The following is a 15,844-nucleotide window of genomic DNA, read 5'->3' as shown; positions in this document are numbered from 1 at the left end:
GATATATTTCTCATATAACATCATTTTTATGAATGACTTTCATCATTTTCACGTACTCTCAAGAAACATTGCATAAGGAGAACCGATTATGAACAATATCAATCAGGAAGTTGGCAAAAAAATACGAAACTTTCGGAAGTGGCGGGGACTGACCATCCAACAGCTTGCGGATCAGATCTTCAAGAGCAAGGGCACGTTATCCAAATATGAGAGCGGAGATATTACACTTGATCTGGTGACGTTACATCATATTGCTAACGCGCTAAACATTCAGGTAGAGCAACTCTTGTATCAAGAACCTAGGCATGCATCTCCCCTGATGAACGCGGTCCCGTCCAGCTTTTTCAAGAACTCCACTCGTTTCTATTCCTACTTCTATGACGGGCGTAACAACAGTCTGATTCGTTGTGTCATTGACATGATGCCTCAGTCGGATGCCAACCGTTATCGCACCGTGATGTATATGAATGTGAAGGACTTTGAGAACTATCAGGAATGCGAGAATATGTATTGGGGCCACACCGAGCATTATGATACACTCACCACGCTGATTTTGAAAAATCAGGCTACACCGCTGGAGAATCTATATATTAATATTCTGGCTTCTTTTCAGGAATCAGAGAAAAAATGGGGACTGATGGCTGGTGTCTCCTTCAGACCTTTCATGCCTATCGCGCTCAAAATGTTATTCTCCAGAACCCCGTTGCCCGAGAATCAGGAGTTATATAATGAATTAAAAATCTCAAAGGAAGATCTGCGGACCCTGAAAATATACAACATGCTCGCTGTCACTTGAACAACGTAGCGTGTCACACATTCTCATATGGGATAGAGACAGTCCCTCCCCATTAGAAAAGGCACTTCTATAAGCTGTTGAAACCAGCTCATAAAAGTGCCTTTCGCTATGACGCCTATTCGATCCGGGAATAAGCGAGACTTACGCTTAGTTTTTAATTAAATCAAGCGTTTCGTCAAACATTTGTTTCTGTTCCTCAATCTTGTTCTCATTACCGATTACGCAGCGCTGTTGTTGTTCAAGTATGGCAGATAAGAGCTCAGCAAAACCGATAATGTCGCTTTCCTTTGTGCTTAACACTTCGTCACGTTCCTGTTGCAGATCCGCTTCAGTCACATTTGACAGATAACACTCCAGAGAGAATGCCCCCTCACCATAAGGCGTTCTCGGCGTATCGAGATCCTGAATCGCACCAATGATATAACGTGTCATTTCCCGCTCGTCTGCCCGGAAATCTTTCAAATATTGCGGTATTTCTTCGTATACTTTGTACGTTTTATCCAGGTTCGGATCACGATACGATGCAACGAAGCTGTCTCCGTTCCGTCTGAAGCCTGACATACAGCCATAAGCTCCACCTTTGGCGCGGATATTGGTCCACAAGTAATCCAGAGACAGGATTCCCTGCAAGACCCGTAGTGAACCGGTGTATTGATATCCTTTGTCGATATAATTGCCCGTTTGCACCACGTACTGCACCTCTGACGGGGATCGGAATCCTTCCTTATGAGTTGCAGGTGAGAAGGAGAATGCTTCCTTGGCAACCTCATGTGTGAACAGCTTCGCTTTCAGATCAGATACCTGTTGCTCCAGTCCTTCATATCCCTGCTCATCCGCAGTGTAACTAACAAGCAAGTTCTCCGGTCTGAAAATATACCCCGTCAACTCTTGCAGGCTGGAAGATAACTCTTCTTTTCTAGCTTCAAAATTCGCCTGAAGATCCTCAAGCCACTGGTAAAATGCGATACCACTCACAGCTTCCCTGAAATCCGCAACCGCTGAATGTTTGGACGAAGACCGGCCAATTCCAGCAGAGTGTCCGCTATTGATCAGATTACGTTGCAGGTTACCTTTCATCTGGGAGATGATCTCATACAATCGCTTCGAATTATCGAATCGGGATGTGAACACAATTTCTTTGATCATATCAAAGGCAAATCCAAGCTTGTCATACAACACTTTGGCGTTGAACTCATAGGTAGCCTTGAATTCATTGTGCTTATGCGCGTTAGCATAAGATCCAATCCCGCTATGAATACCGCCTGAATGAATATGAATTTCATTGGACAGTTCATTGAACGAGTAGTTTTGAGTGTCCACATAACCCAGCACATTCTTAAGCAATCCTGCATACGGCAGGAGATAACGTGGCACTTCTTTGATATCAAACAGCAGTCTCAGATAACCAATTCCGTTGGTGTAGAGGTTATGATGGAGAATGGTTGTGCCGTCGACTTGGTTCACCGTTTGATGCAACGTAGAGGCCTTCGGTTCAATATCTTCAATCGATAACGTCGGAATGACCTGCTGCTGCTCTTTGGTTGAAGGTGTATTCTGATACTCGGCGAGTGCCTCCGTTTTCTGAATCAACGTCTGGACTTCTTCCTTGCTAAGACCGGCTTGAATAGTTTTCAGACGTTCTTTCAACGCTTCTTCTTTGCGTGAGTTCAGCCCTTTGTCCGGTGTCAGAGCTACAAAGGAAGTATGTGTGTTTTGCAATAAATACTTCTCGATCAATTGTTCGAAGTACCCTTCGTTCATTTTTGTCCGCAGCTCAGCAAATACGTCATTGGCTTCCAAATGAGTGAAAGGTGCTTCTTCATCGTATAACCAGCTTTGCAGGGAGGAGAATCCGTAGATCAGGCCTTTCGGCATTCTGCCATAGTCCGCTTCTCTGTGATTGAACTCATAGGAGTTAATTCCTGCAAGGAGCGCTTTAGGATCAAAGCCTTCTTTTACCACACGCTCAAGCACTTCTTTGACCGTTCCCAGGAAATCCTCTTTGCTCGCCAGATTACTCTTCTTCAGTCCAACCGTGAACACGGGCTGATACAGGCTGTCATCATACGAACCGTAGACGTCCTTCGCAATTCCTTTATCCAGCAAAGCCTGTTTCAATACCGCTCCCGGAGCGTTCAGCAGGGCGTATAACAGAATTTGGAACGAAATGTTCAGTTCCTTGTCCAGACTTGTGCCAATCACCGCATTGTAGGTCAAGAAGCTGTTATCCACTTCCGATTCCGTACTTCCCGCAGAGTAAGTCTTAACTGTGTCTACCCGTTTTGCAAAGGCAGGTTGAAGTTGAATGGCCGAATCAATCTCGATTCGATCATATGCACTCAGGTAGTTCTCATCGAGCCATTGCAGCTTCTCTTCCATATCCATATCGCCGTAGAGATAGATGTAACTGTTGGAAGGATGATAGTATCTCGTGTGGAAATCCAGCAGCCCCTGATACGTTAGATCCAGGATAGCTTCCGGGAACCCGCCAGACTCAGAGGAGTATGTGGTATCCGGGAAAAGGGAGTTCAACACTTCTCTGCGCACCATTCGTTCTGGTGAAGAAAAGGCACCTTTCATCTCGTTATATACAACTCCGTTGTAGGTTAACTCATCGTCAGCAGAGGTCAGGTTGTAGTTCCAGCCTTCTTGCAAAAAAATCTTTTCATTCTCATAAATATTTGTATTCAATACCGCGTCCAGATATATATCCATCAGGTTATGGAAGTCATGATCATTACGACTCGCAATCGGGTAAATCGTCTTATCGGGATACGTCATGGCGTTAAGGAATGTATTCAATGAACCTTTCAGCAACTCAACAAAAGAATCCTTGGCCGGAAATTTCTTGGACCCACAGAGCACGGAGTGTTCGAGGATATGGGCTACCCCTGTATCATCTTCCGGAGGTGTGCGGAAACCGATACTGAATACTTTGTTGTCGTCCTGATTGGACAAAAGTACAATTTTGGCCCCGGATTTCTGGTGCTCCAACAGATACGCATCCGATTTCAATTCTTCGATTCTGCGCTCCTGTAACACCTTGTATGGCTTAAGCTGTTTCAACATAAACTTGAGTCCTCCGTCCATAAGATTGTTTTATTGATTTTGTGACTCAATATAAGTTCACATATGGTTATTTACACGAGCATTCCGATGACAGAATAACCTTCCGATCGCTGTATCGTGTAAATGTGTAGTTGAACTTATATCGTTCAGCAAGGTAAAGGTAATATATGCCTACGGATAGTATACACCATTGTTCCGTCTCTTCATAAAAGTCAGGTAAATGTACCTTCTGATATGTATTATGCAGGGTTTATGTTTATGAACTGCACTGTGAAGTGGTCAGCTATGAAGTGACATTCATATTAAAGAAAACAAAAAAAGATCGTATGCAGCTTGGTTAACAAGCGTCATACGATCTTTCTTTTTAAGATGCCGAGGACCGGGATCGAACCGGTACGGTAGTCACCTACCGCAGGATTTTAAGTCCTGTGCGTCTGCCAATTCCGCCACCCCGGCAGGATTATGTATTTCTTGGCGACAAGAAATATCTTACCATGAACTAATTAACTTTGCAACACTTTTATAAAAATAATCTAACTATATAAGTTTAACTAATGATTTACACGATAACGGAGAGGACAGAAAAAACTGAAAAAGCGAAGCGCTCGCCTAAAAGCTTTCTGAAAGAAAGCTGCATCGGAAGCATACGCTATCACCGGATTTTCCCTTGAGAAAAGGGAATCGAAAAAATCTGGGGATAACAGCGATTAGAAGGTTATTCTGACATCGGAGTGTCAGTGTAAATAATCTTTAGTTCAACTTATATAAATGAAACAGGCACTGCAAGCGTAAGCTCACAGTGCCTAGAAAGTCCGAGTTGCGGTCCCGGACTTCCGGTAAACCAATCTATATTAAGGGAGGTGTGAGATAAGAATACCTCCCCAACATTAAAGAAACCTAAAATCAGCCTTAAATTAAACTAAAAAAGTAAAATAGGTCGAACACGAGCCGCTTCTTCCTCACTGCACTCCACGATAACCAAGATATGGTCCTTTAACAGCCAATCTTCGTAATACCGCGCATCCTCCTCCGAGATCCCCGCTTCAGTCAGTGTAAGCACCAAATCATCAGTCTCACTCCCAATCTCATTACCAGCGAGTCTACGCACTGCATTTCCGATCGACATTGTCTGATCCATTCGCCTCCCCAGCCCAGCCAATATGCCTTTCAGAGCGCCAAAGGCACCATCTGTTCCGGCACCCTTCAACGGTTTGGGCAGACCTGTCTTCTCGCTCACCAGCTCCAGATTAAGCTGCTCCTTCGCCACCGCTCCCAAATATTTATCCTTAATACCTTCCTCTTTGACCTTATTCAGCATAATTATAGCCTCGTTCTCGGTACTGGCCAGCCCAATAATCAATTGTGTCATTCCGTTCCCCTCCTTTTACCCTAATATAACCCCGTAATCCCCATTCAAAAACGGATCGTCCACAGCTAAGACAAATCACCTAGAAGAATGTTGATTTCTCTTCTGGAAATCTATACCTAGTTCTGATAGACTAGATAAAGAAGACAAATTAACCATTGAAAACATTGACATATGGATTTAACATCTCATAATCAGGAGCAATGACTTATGAAAAAAGAGGTAGAAATTGCCATCCGGCGCAAACAACAGATCATGGTTCGTAATACAAGCGGTCAGACGGTAACCGGTTTTCCCGAGCGTACCGCTGATACATCCATTCTCTCCTTACGTACGGTTCACGGCAGTCTGTGGATACCGTTTGATGAGGTTGAACACGTTACGCGTCTGTTAAGCATCCGGTCTCATCATTTAAGCGGAATGCAACTCGTTTAGTCGGCTCTGTAATCCTAGAAACTCCAGTTCCCGTATAGATACGTTAACTAGATCTATTTATGCCAGCACTTTATACCAAAAAACCAGACGCATGCACGTCTGGTTTTTCTCTTCTACTTTTCCTGTACCACGCTGCCACTGACCTCACAACAAAAGCCTTACTCTATCCTTGTTTCTGTCCACCCATATCCTGTTGTTACTTCACTACAAACTTCACTCGTGTTCCATCCGGATATGTACTTAACTGATTCCCTACCCATGAACCTGCACCACGATTATCTTTCGGGGTAATGTACTGGATATCTGCACCTGTTCCTCCCTCAGCGCACATCGCCATGGGCCACTCGTCACGATCCTTACCTTTTTTGACTGGAACACCTTTAAGGGATAAATCCCGATTGCCTTCCGCTCCATTACGATCAATGGTGCAAACATCCGAATGCCCTGCCTTGATAGCTGCTTTAATATGGTTGGCCGTTTCGGGATAACGCTCTGAAGGGAACGTAATGGTATGGTCTACACTCTTAGTAGTCCCTGCGAATGGATTAGGTATCTCCTCCGGCCATTCGCCCCCAGCCCAGGCATAGAGGGCTACCAGCAGCATCACTACAAGCGTCAGTACCTGCTTTTTGAAACCTTGCTTACCTTTGCGTTTACTTCTTGTGCGTCTCTTACTCATGCTGTGTCTCCCCCATTCAACACTTGCATTATAACAGAACGCCCGTTCGTAAAACAATCCAAAAAATAAAAAAAACAGCCGAGACCGCCCGGCTGTCCTGATTGATTATTATCCTACATTGGGAATGGCCTGTTGGCGCAGCAAGGGCAGTTTCACCTCAAACTGTGTGCCTTTCCCTTCTTTACTCTCCACCGAAATCTGACCATTCATCAGTTCCAGCAGTTCTTTGCAGATGGTCAGACCAAGACCACTTCCGCCAAATCGGCGCGCATGGGAGATGTCGGTCTGGGTAAATGCATCAAACAATTGTTCGATCTGATGCTGAGGAATGCCAATTCCCGTATCACGCACAGAGAATACCAATACAACGGTATCCATCAGTTGTTGCCTCACATCCACCTGTAACTGCACTTCACCTTGTTCCGTGAACTTGATCGCATTACTCAGCAAATTATCCAGTACCTGCCGAAGTCTTAACGGATCACCGATAAGCACATCAGGAACATTCAGATCAGCATGACAGAGCAAACGGATTTGTTTATTCTGTGCCGCAGGTTCATGTGTCTTCACAATCTGTTGAATCAGCTTCAATGGTTGAAACTCAATGTTTTCAACATCCATTTTGCCTCTGCCCAGTTTCGCCATATCCAGGCTATTGTTGATGATGTTCAGCAGCGCCTCACCTGATTGACGTGCAAGCTCCAGATATTCTTTCTGCTCATCCGTAGTTTCACCCATACTGGCAAGTTCGATCATGCCCATAATGCCGTTAAGCGGAGTACGAAGCTCGTGATTCAACTTGCCGATGAATTCCAATTGCCCTCTGCTGTTCATCTCAGCCATGGAAGTTGCAAACTTCAACTGCTGTTCAGCATACTTCCGTTCTGAAATATCGTATTGAATGCCTACAAAATATAAACACTCTCCGGATTCATTAAAAATCGGATCAATATTCAGTTCGTTCCAGAACTTCTGACCACTTTTTGTATAATTTAAAATATCAATCTTAATGGATTGTTGTTTCTTTAATGCATCACGAATCTGCATTACCGTTTCGGGGTCTGTATCCTGCCCTTGCAAAAATCGGCAATTGTGTCCGACAGACTCTTCATACGTGTATCCTGTCAGTTGGGTAAAGTGTTCGTTTACATACATGAGCGGAAGCTCAGGCAAGGTAGCATCGACCACCGTCACGGAGGATTTCACTTTCGAGATGATAAATTCCCATTGTAATGAGAGTTGATTATGTTGGCTCATGCCTTCCTCCTTCATCTCACACACATTAATGTTTATATATTCTGTAATCGTACATTATAAGGAGAGAAAACTAACCAAACGGAATGTGTTGATATTAAATCAATATATTTTAATTGTAACACAGTTATTCAAGTCATGTGGTTCTTGGGTAATAGTTGATAACTAACATTACACAATAACCTAACTACTCATCAGGAGGAACATACATGAAATTTCTGTTAATTATTATCATTATCATTTTGATTGTAGTCTTTTTTACCAGACGCAAACGTTAAGATGAGATCCGTTATGTAAGTGAGAAAGGAAGATGGGTATGAGAACCCTCTTTTTTATATTCATGGTACTCTGTATCATCAATCTCTGTTTCCCAAAATTCGGCTGGTATCTGCGTTATGGCTGGATTTCCCGGGGTGAAGCCGAACCTAGCAGGCCTTATATGACTATGGTCAGAACGACCAGCCTGCTGATGTTGCTTATCGCTTTTACACTCGCTATGGCATGAACTATAGGCATTAGAAGATGACTGCCCTGTTGGGCAGTTTTTTTGTGGGTGAAATGACGGGAAAATGATAACTTTGTTTGTGGTGTAATGATGACAATGCCCGTAATATAGATATATCGTTTCGGAAAGGACATCATTGGCATGAACATCGCATTTTATCCGTACTGGGCCGCCAAAACGCTGCTCTCGCTTATTAATGTCATATATATCATGGTCATTACTACGTTTATATACGGTCTCACTGGATCGGTACTCTCTGCTGCAATGTTTCCACTTATTCAGATCACTGCACGCATAATAGCAGGTTTCACCTTGCCATTACTTGTGAAGCGTTTCCCATTCTCCAGACTATTGATCAGCATTTCCATAGCCAAAACATTAATCATGACCTGTATAGCCATTTCGTTGAATCACTTGATTTCACAACTGCCGCTTCTATTGTTCGGCGTGGTCATACTATCCTTATTGGACGGATGGGAAACTCCGTTACTGAATGCTTTAACGCCACGATTGGTTCAAGGAGAAGACCTCGTGAAGGCAAATAGCCTACTATCTTTCTCCAATCAGACTGTAACCATTGTCGGTTACGCCATGACGGGATTCGCCGTGATGAACTGGGGGGCGTCACAGACCTTCTGGGCAGCTACAAGCCTGTCCTGGGCCGTTCTGATCTTCATGATTGCCATGGGCTCGCTCACACGGAATGTAGAACAACCCCAGAAATCTGCTGTATCGTGGAATGTATTGAGGTTAGGCTGGAGTATACTCTGGAACAATCCATCATTACGACTGATTACGCTTATGGACATTGCCCAGGCTCTTGCGGGTTCCATCTGGATTGGAGCTGTCACACTGGCCTTTGCAAAAGAAGCTCTGGGACGAGGAGAAGGTTGGTGGGGACTCATGAACTCGAGTTACGCTGCTGGAACCATGCTTGGAGGTATTCTGGCTCTTGCGCTGGCCAAACGTATTCAGAAGCATCTAATCGCAAGTATGACCATGGGTTCTCTCCTCTTCAGCCTGCTGACCGTCGTTTATGGTCTAAACAACCTGCCATGGCTCGCTTTGGTGTTATGCATACTCATGGGTCCAGTTCATCAGATTCGTGATGTGGCTCAGCAGACAGCGCTTCAGAACAGTGTACCTGTCGAATCCTTAACCAAGGTATACGCCACTCATGGCTTCCTGATATCCACGGTTATGAGTGTATCCATAGTCATCTTTGGTCTAGTCGCAGATCAACTGGGCGTTCAATGGGTATACCTTATCGGTGGAGCCTTGTTTATTGTATCTGCGATATGCTCATTATCGTTGAGCAGGGTTCACAGGAACCAGCCCATTGCTAAACATACGAAAAATATGTAAATCAAAGAGACGAGCAACATTCTGCTCGTCCCTTACAATCTCAATCCAATCGATAATCTGTCAGCGGCCTGCCTTTTTTATAATACAAATTAGGTGACAATATATTGAAGAAAATATGCACATCCGGCATGTATGCTTCTTCCAAAATAGCTTGCACCGACGATGCAATCCGATTATGAATCTCCTGGTCACGTTGAAACATCAGAATCTCTATAGAAGCCGGAGAAGGTGTTAGCGCTTGTACATCATGACGCTCTGCCTTCATTCTCTCCCTTGGAATATGAGTAATTAGGGCCATCTGCTCTGTAATTTGGGGTACAACTTCCTCTAGCTGAGGACCTGTGAATCCTTTAAAGCGAATAAACGGCATTGCTATCCCTTCAATCTCTGTTAATAGTCTCTTATGTGATTTTAAGCACATTGTTTTCAGTTGTCAAATGTCATGAATGGCATAGGTTGTTTCTTTTAAATAGGAAAAGCCCCGCTGAAGTCTCAGCGGAGCCACTGTTTGCAGTTTCTATAAGTGACTTACAGCCAGAAAGATTTTGTGATGATCACGAGCAGGATGAAAAGCACGAGAATTGCACTTGTGGAAGTCCATCCGCCGCCGAATCCACCAACATTGCCACAACCGTATCCAACTTGACTCATTTGATTGGCCTCCTTTGAATTTCAAGGTATGCCATAACATATGCGTATTCCGCGCAAGTGACCGGGCGAATCGGCAAGTTCATTAGCCCATTCATTTGGAATTCATAATCGGTGATTTAACCGTATGGAGCGATAGAGATTGTCGGTTGTTTTTGTCGTGACTCCTGAGATGAAGGGTCTGTATTTTCTCTGTCTAGAAGGATTGTAAGAGTACGTGTGTCACTTCGGGATGCCAGAACAACCTCTCCAGCAGGTGTTATACAATAGGCGATTGGAATGGAGATCTCGCTATCACGGTACGAACCATCCGCATGGCTTGTCCCCATGACAATACATTGATGCTTCATGGCGATCTGCCGAGCCTCTTCGACCCACTCACTGTACTGTTTTTCACTGAACATGCCCACACCAATGGAATGCATCACAATGTCCACATTCCCTATATTCTCGTTGCAAAATCCTTGCAGGACCAGCTCATCACACAACAAAGTGCTTATTACCCAACCCTGTTCCTGAGCCGTCTCAGCAGGTGTATATTTAGCTTTCTCCAATACAATCTCTCCAGCCTTATTGATGATGATGGATCGGTCCTTTGGACGTTCGTCCAGTCTGCGATGACCTGATACAATCATGGTCCCATATTCAGCCGCCAGGCGGCAAGCGTCCTCTACATTCTGATTCAAATAACCTTCAGGAAAAAATAATACATCTGCATCAGGGTGTTGCTTGAGTTCGGCTTCAAGCTGCAGCAAATCCTGTTCCAGCCTCGGTTGTCCAATAATAATCTTCATCTGGTATCCCCCATTCATCAATAAAAGCCGGTTCATACCTGAATAAGGTACAAAACCGGCTTAAAGGTTGTACGGACAGACAGTGTTCCTGCTCAACGCACTTCGCTTCAAGAGTAATTGTTTCTCATGTTATTGCTCGACGACACAATTACCTTTACAGTTGAATGATATGTAGTTAGGCATTTCTACGTTCAATACTATCATAGATAGCCTGTCCATCATAGCTTCGATCTGTAGCGATATCTTTCACCAATAGGACACTGTCTGCATTTCCAGATAAAATACTCAGTGCCCCCAACACCCAAGCAAATGGATATAATGCAACGGATAACATTTTCTTCATAGCTCTGTCTCCTTTATGTACTATAGAAATAATTGGTTTAATATCCCATTAATACGATGAAGTTCAATTAAAGGTTTCAATTTCTATATAAACATTACCAATTACATCCAAGATACATATAGGAGACAAGACTTCAATTGTTCCGTTCAGATCAACTCGAAACTCTGGAGCAACGCTGCTGCCTCTTCATGATCAGGTTCCAGAGCTAGTACCTTACGGGTATATGACAGGGTTTCTTCTTCCAGTTCAAGTTCGTAACAGCACACAGCCAAATCGTACAAGACGGCTGGATTATGATTACTCGGGTCTGCAACCAATGATATCTCCAGAAACCGTTTTGCATCCTCATACATATACATCTCATATAACAGCTGCCCTGCCAGAAATGCGAGACCTCCTTGCTGCTCCATCACATAGTAGGAGGACCACATCGTATGAATACCAGACTGAATATCAAGCATTTCCTCATCACTTGCATCAGGAAGAAGACTGGAAATGTGGGTAGCACTGTGAATCAAGAACTCAGCATCATATCCACCCAGACGCCAAAACGGTAAAATATGCTTCAACTCCATACTTTCTATTCGAGAGTCTACCCATTGTTTCATACTGAAAAAGTCATCCGGCCCAAAACGTTCAACAAATCGATGGTAGGCCAGTCGCGTGTTCACATAACTGATCGGTTCGTCCACCATTAACATGCACCCAACGTTCAGATCTTTATAATGATGTGTTGTGAATCGCGTATGTGCTCCCTGTTGTTCCAAGACATATTGAATCGCATGGTAGTTAGCCGTTAAAGAAAAACTCCCGTGCAGAACGAATTCAGGTGGCTCTGCGAACTTCCAGTTATCCAGTCGATGATCCCCTTTATCAGCGGTAATCAACACATAACCTGACTGAGACAGCCTGTTCAACCGTTCGAGACAGGACAAGCCAATTGCGGGAAAAAGGATGTGTGAATCCTCCAGTTCCTCTTTGTACAATGTGATCAGTTCCGAATACGGATAGTTATCTGCACTGTATTCCGGCGCTCGGCGATACTCATAACTCAGCGTCATGTTCTTCAGCATCTCAGCGGGTTCAAGATCATGACGACGATCCGGAGACTGAACAAGCAGATCGCACTCGTAGATCTCGCCATCCCCAATATAGATTAATTCCTGCGGAATGCTGTCAAAAAAGTAATTGGCAATCAACAACAACGGTTGTTTCAGATCACCCGGCCGAATAACTGTACCCGCAACGACCAGTTTTAGCTCCGTATCTGCTACAGCGTCAAAACGCGCAAAATCCACTATACCTTGTTGAATAAAGGATTGCATGGATGGATGCTCTCTCCAACCCCGCACATTCTCCGCTACGAGATCTGTCAATACATATCTGAAAGGAGGTAAATCTATTCCTGCAAAATCCTTTAATTCAATCAGTTTAAGCAGGATTTGGTGTGCCAAACGCCCTACACCCGCCCCAAGTTCCAGAATAGTCACGGTCTCGGTGATCTGTCCCTTATTCGCGAGGTCCTGAAGAAAGCCAAAAATCATCTCTGCATACGCCGTGGCAATCATCGGATTACTGGTAATATATTGAGGGACCTGATTCTCTGTCCAAGCCTCTAGCCCCTTTTGTTCATAATAAGCTCTCTGCCAATCCCAGACTGGAGCTTCGCTGTAACGAAAACGTTGACTTTCATTTGACGTCATTAAAATGGAAACCTGCTTTCTATCACTAATTTCATAAGATTCTCAGATGTTGACGGACTACTTTAGTTCGAATACCATTCAGTCTCTGTAATGCATTATATCATAGAACCCTGCCTACTCGATGAAGTTCAGTTTTCCCCTTTAACTAGAAAAAAACCTGCTTTTGAGGGCAGGTCTGTGATGTCCTTCATTCAAGAAGAATATTGATCTAATTCATTTAGGCAAGGCCGCTGAGCATTAGTCGGAATACAAGACTCCGTCGAAGTTCTCGGGGCCTACACGGATCGTACCCAACAAGTTGGAACTCACAAATGCAGTGTACGTCAATTGAGGTGTAATTGGTGGGTTGAAGTCATCGGCAGAGAAGGTAATAATCTGAGGTGCCAGGATGCTCAAACTAAATGTGGAAGTTGCAGAATAAATAACAGGATCTGTTGGCGCAGTTCCTCTGACAATTGTGATGGTGATACCAACCAGCGCTAAAGGAAGTTGTACAGACACAGTTCCCTTGAACTGCACCCGCGGGTTTGCTCCAATGCCAGCAGTGGTGATCAAACCGATTTGTCCAAATAATTGAGGCGTGTTAATTACAAGGATTGGTATGGCAATTGAGTTAGCCAAACTCGCATTCTGCGAGGTTCTTGCATCAATAAATTGACTCATGAAATCTACCTCCTATGTGTGGGATAGGATAGTATATGCGAGATTTGGTGTACGGCGTGGACATACACTGAATTACGCAAAAAAAAGGGCATATTAGAAAGACACTATTAACAAATTACCTTTTTGACTCTAGCACCTAAATGAAGACAGAAAAAAACCCTTGCTAGGCAAGGGTTTTAAGAGTATGGGCCCTACAGGACTCGAACCTGTGACCAATCGGTTATGAGCCGACCGCTCTAACCAACTGAGCTAAGGGCCCTAGACATAATGTATAACGTGCAGATGATGGCTGTGAATCATCCAAGTGAAACTAAATTGCGGGGGCAGGATTTGAACCTGCGGCCTTCGGGTTATGAGCCCGACGAGCTACCGGGCTGCTCCACCCCGCGTCAGTAAGAAATATTAAAACAGCGACTTAATTAATATACACTATCGTCACCCTATAAGTCAAGGGTAAAGTCAGGGAATAAAACGTACACCATAACGACCTTTACGTGATCGATAAACTTCAACTTCCGCCGGTTCATTATGACCGTAAATCCACCCATCCTGCTCCATACGCTTGGCCAGACATCCTGCCTGAAATTTGGTTGCATACAACTTGCTGAAATATACCCAGTGCATACCGCTCGTCCTTTCCGGAGTCGTCATTTATTCCTGCTTTTTGTAGAATACCCCATTTTGATAAAAATAGCCGCCAAAGATTAAAATCTTCAGCGGCTATATCCTGATCATGATATGACTACTTCATCAAATCTCACTGAAACGTAGCTTTAGGATCCTTTTTCAATTTCTCCAGCATCTCGTTTCCTTTAGCTGCCCACTCACCAAGTGCTTCTTTTGGTGTCTTTTTGTTTTCTAGTACTTGGTTGAAATATTCCATACCTTTTTCATTTACTTGCCATAAACCTGGGGATTTTTGATACATCTTATCCAGATTGGTATTTGTTGGCGGGACCGGCTTCAGCGCATAGAATGCTTGAATGTTATAATCCAGGCCATCTTTTGGCTTAATGAAGCTCTTCCGTGATACCATCTCATAGCTGCTACGTGCTTTGATCTTGGCCCAGTCCTCACTGTTCATGTACTTGATCAATTCCCACGCATCATCCGGGTTCTGAGCCGCACTATTAATCGCCATGAGGTTGCTCAGATAGATGCTGCCTCCAATTTCAGGAGCTTCCGGGTGAACTGGAGGTGTTACCACATCCCAATCCACTTTCGTAAAGTCTTTCATTTTATCCGCATTTTTATTAGCATCAATTAATTGATTAATATAGCTGTAATCACCAATAACCATGGCTGACTTGCCACTCAGGAATAGGTCACCCTGTACTGGATCATAACGCCCACTCGGATTCTGATCTTGTGGTTCGTCACCTTTAGGAATAACTTTGTCAATCGCAAGTTTGCTGATGGTGCTCCACACTTTCTCCCATTGAGGAGAATCTACTGTCATCTTCTCTGCTTTGTCATCAAACGTCTTCAGCTGCAACGAGCTGTAGTACTGCTGCATGGAGTAGTACGGCGAACCACCCTGATATGTCGTGAAGGAGAAACCAAATACATGGTCTTTACCTTCACCTTTCGTTAGACGGGTACCCAGATTGAAAATATCGTCCCATGTCATGTTGTCCGTTGGCGGTTCCACGCCTGCTTTTTCAAACATACCCTTGTTATAGAACAAAGCCGATGAAGAGAACGTTGGTGTCAATGCATAGATGCTCTGATCCCCAAGGTCCTTAATTCCCTCCAGTACACTAGGCACGATATCACTGGTATCAAACTTATCTTCCTGCATCAGTGGGTCCAGCTGTTTCACCAGATTCTCCTGAATTAATGATTTCACAGTGGCGGTATCGGCCACGATAACGTCAACCGGGTTATCCCCAGTCATAATCTTCTTCAGACTCTCCATCGTATCCGGGACTTCCGGCTGTTCTTCCGTGTTGCCATAACCATACATGCTGCTCTGATCAACAGCAGCTACAATTTCGATGGTTACATTGGGATGTGTCAATTCAAAAGCATCGGTGAATTGCTGACGGAAGTAACTGTCATCCTGTCCTCCCCACAACGTAGCCACACGTAATACACGCTGCTCCGTATCCTTGGCCTCACTTGCCGTACAGCCAGCAATCAGCGGCAGTGCTAGCGTCGCAGTAGCGATGACAGCCAGCACACGTTTTCCCCATATACTATTCTTCATTTCCCAGTTCCCCCT

At 44.2% G+C, this 15,844-nt stretch carries 16 protein-coding genes and 3 tRNA genes; 4 read left to right on the top strand and 15 right to left on the bottom strand.

Annotated elements, in window-relative coordinates; translation table 11 throughout:
* The first annotated feature begins 88 nt into the window (after positions 1–88).
* Positions 89–796, top strand: a complete 708-nt coding sequence (locus tag MHI14_RS09780; RefSeq protein WP_105599673.1) for a helix-turn-helix domain-containing protein — start codon at positions 89–91, stop codon at positions 794–796.
* A 147-nt stretch (positions 797–943) separates the two neighbouring features.
* Here MHI14_RS09780 and MHI14_RS09775 read toward each other — a convergent pair whose 3' ends face one another.
* The 3 genes from MHI14_RS09775 to MHI14_RS09765 all read right to left on the bottom strand — a co-directional run bounded on the left by MHI14_RS09775 (position 944) and on the right by MHI14_RS09765 (position 5,234).
* The gene (locus MHI14_RS09775; protein ID WP_341130244.1) at positions 944–3,865 is read right to left on the bottom strand and encodes an insulinase family protein; all 2,922 of its coding nucleotides are present in this window, start codon (positions 3,863–3,865) and stop codon (positions 944–946) included.
* Positions 3,866–4,235: 370 nt separating this feature from the next.
* A tRNA-Leu gene (locus tag MHI14_RS09770) sits at positions 4,236–4,321 on the bottom strand.
* Positions 4,322–4,784: 463 nt separating this feature from the next.
* Complete coding sequence (locus MHI14_RS09765) at positions 4,785–5,234, bottom strand: hypothetical protein (RefSeq protein WP_341130243.1); 450 nt, start codon at positions 5,232–5,234, stop codon at positions 4,785–4,787.
* Between the two features lie 207 nt (positions 5,235–5,441).
* Between MHI14_RS09765 and MHI14_RS09760 the strand changes: the two genes are divergently transcribed.
* Positions 5,442–5,666, top strand: a complete 225-nt coding sequence (locus tag MHI14_RS09760; RefSeq protein ID WP_017687353.1) for a hypothetical protein — start codon at positions 5,442–5,444, stop codon at positions 5,664–5,666.
* Between the two features lie 196 nt (positions 5,667–5,862).
* Here MHI14_RS09760 and MHI14_RS09755 read toward each other — a convergent pair whose 3' ends face one another.
* Positions 5,863–6,345 (bottom strand): NucA/NucB deoxyribonuclease domain-containing protein, encoded by a 483-nt coding sequence (locus tag MHI14_RS09755; RefSeq protein WP_341130242.1) that lies wholly within the window; start codon positions 6,343–6,345, stop codon positions 5,863–5,865.
* Between the two features lie 108 nt (positions 6,346–6,453).
* Complete coding sequence (locus tag MHI14_RS09750) at positions 6,454–7,602, bottom strand: sensor histidine kinase (RefSeq protein WP_341130241.1); 1,149 nt, start codon at positions 7,600–7,602, stop codon at positions 6,454–6,456.
* A gap of 307 nt (positions 7,603–7,909) precedes the next feature.
* Between MHI14_RS09750 and MHI14_RS09745 the strand changes: the two genes are divergently transcribed.
* Together MHI14_RS09745 and MHI14_RS09740 are read left to right on the top strand one after the other, a co-directional pair.
* Entirely contained in the window at positions 7,910–8,104 is a 195-nt protein-coding gene (locus MHI14_RS09745) for a DUF6199 family natural product biosynthesis protein (protein ID WP_036614780.1), read from the top strand.
* Positions 8,105–8,245: 141 nt separating this feature from the next.
* Positions 8,246–9,469 carry an MFS transporter gene (locus tag MHI14_RS09740; RefSeq protein ID WP_341130240.1) on the top strand — a complete coding sequence of 408 codons (1,224 nt, stop codon included), beginning with the start codon at positions 8,246–8,248 and terminating at the stop codon, positions 9,467–9,469.
* Positions 9,470–9,509: 40 nt separating this feature from the next.
* Here the strand turns inward: MHI14_RS09740 and MHI14_RS09735 are convergent, their stop codons facing one another.
* From MHI14_RS09735 to MHI14_RS09690, 10 genes are all read right to left on the bottom strand, one after another.
* Complete coding sequence (locus MHI14_RS09735; protein WP_091028528.1) at positions 9,510–9,839, bottom strand: DUF1904 family protein; 330 nt, start codon at positions 9,837–9,839, stop codon at positions 9,510–9,512.
* Between the two features lie 158 nt (positions 9,840–9,997).
* On the bottom strand, positions 9,998–10,120 hold the full coding sequence (locus tag MHI14_RS09730; protein ID WP_083679583.1) for a sporulation protein YjcZ: 123 nt from the start codon (positions 10,118–10,120) through the stop codon (positions 9,998–10,000).
* A 116-nt stretch (positions 10,121–10,236) separates the two neighbouring features.
* A complete protein-coding gene (locus MHI14_RS09725) occupies positions 10,237–10,911 on the bottom strand; it encodes a hypothetical protein (protein ID WP_341130239.1) in 675 nt (224 codons plus the stop codon).
* A gap of 175 nt (positions 10,912–11,086) precedes the next feature.
* Entirely contained in the window at positions 11,087–11,254 is a 168-nt protein-coding gene (locus MHI14_RS09720; RefSeq protein WP_165980229.1) for a hypothetical protein, read from the bottom strand.
* Positions 11,255–11,400: 146 nt separating this feature from the next.
* Complete coding sequence (locus MHI14_RS09715) at positions 11,401–12,957, bottom strand: tetratricopeptide repeat protein (protein WP_249912165.1); 1,557 nt, start codon at positions 12,955–12,957, stop codon at positions 11,401–11,403.
* A gap of 237 nt (positions 12,958–13,194) precedes the next feature.
* Positions 13,195–13,620: a hypothetical protein gene (locus MHI14_RS09710; protein WP_062835427.1), complete on the bottom strand. Its 426-nt coding sequence runs from the start codon at positions 13,618–13,620 to the stop codon at positions 13,195–13,197.
* 185 nt (positions 13,621–13,805) lie between these two features.
* Positions 13,806–13,879 (bottom strand) — tRNA-Ile (locus MHI14_RS09705).
* A gap of 56 nt (positions 13,880–13,935) precedes the next feature.
* A tRNA-Met gene (locus tag MHI14_RS09700) sits at positions 13,936–14,009 on the bottom strand.
* Positions 14,010–14,079: 70 nt separating this feature from the next.
* On the bottom strand, positions 14,080–14,271 hold the full coding sequence (locus MHI14_RS09695; RefSeq protein ID WP_047843730.1) for a hypothetical protein: 192 nt from the start codon (positions 14,269–14,271) through the stop codon (positions 14,080–14,082).
* A gap of 106 nt (positions 14,272–14,377) precedes the next feature.
* Positions 14,378–15,829 carry an ABC transporter substrate-binding protein gene (locus MHI14_RS09690; RefSeq protein ID WP_341130238.1) on the bottom strand — a complete coding sequence of 484 codons (1,452 nt, stop codon included), beginning with the start codon at positions 15,827–15,829 and terminating at the stop codon, positions 14,378–14,380.
* Between the last annotated feature and the right edge of the window lie 15 nt (positions 15,830–15,844).

Source organism: Paenibacillus sp. FSL K6-2393 (assembly GCF_038002545.1).
Taxonomy (GTDB): domain Bacteria; phylum Bacillota; class Bacilli; order Paenibacillales; family Paenibacillaceae; genus Paenibacillus.
The sequence above is the reverse complement of the archived record's forward strand: the minus strand, read 5'-3'. Positions and strand labels throughout refer to the sequence as shown.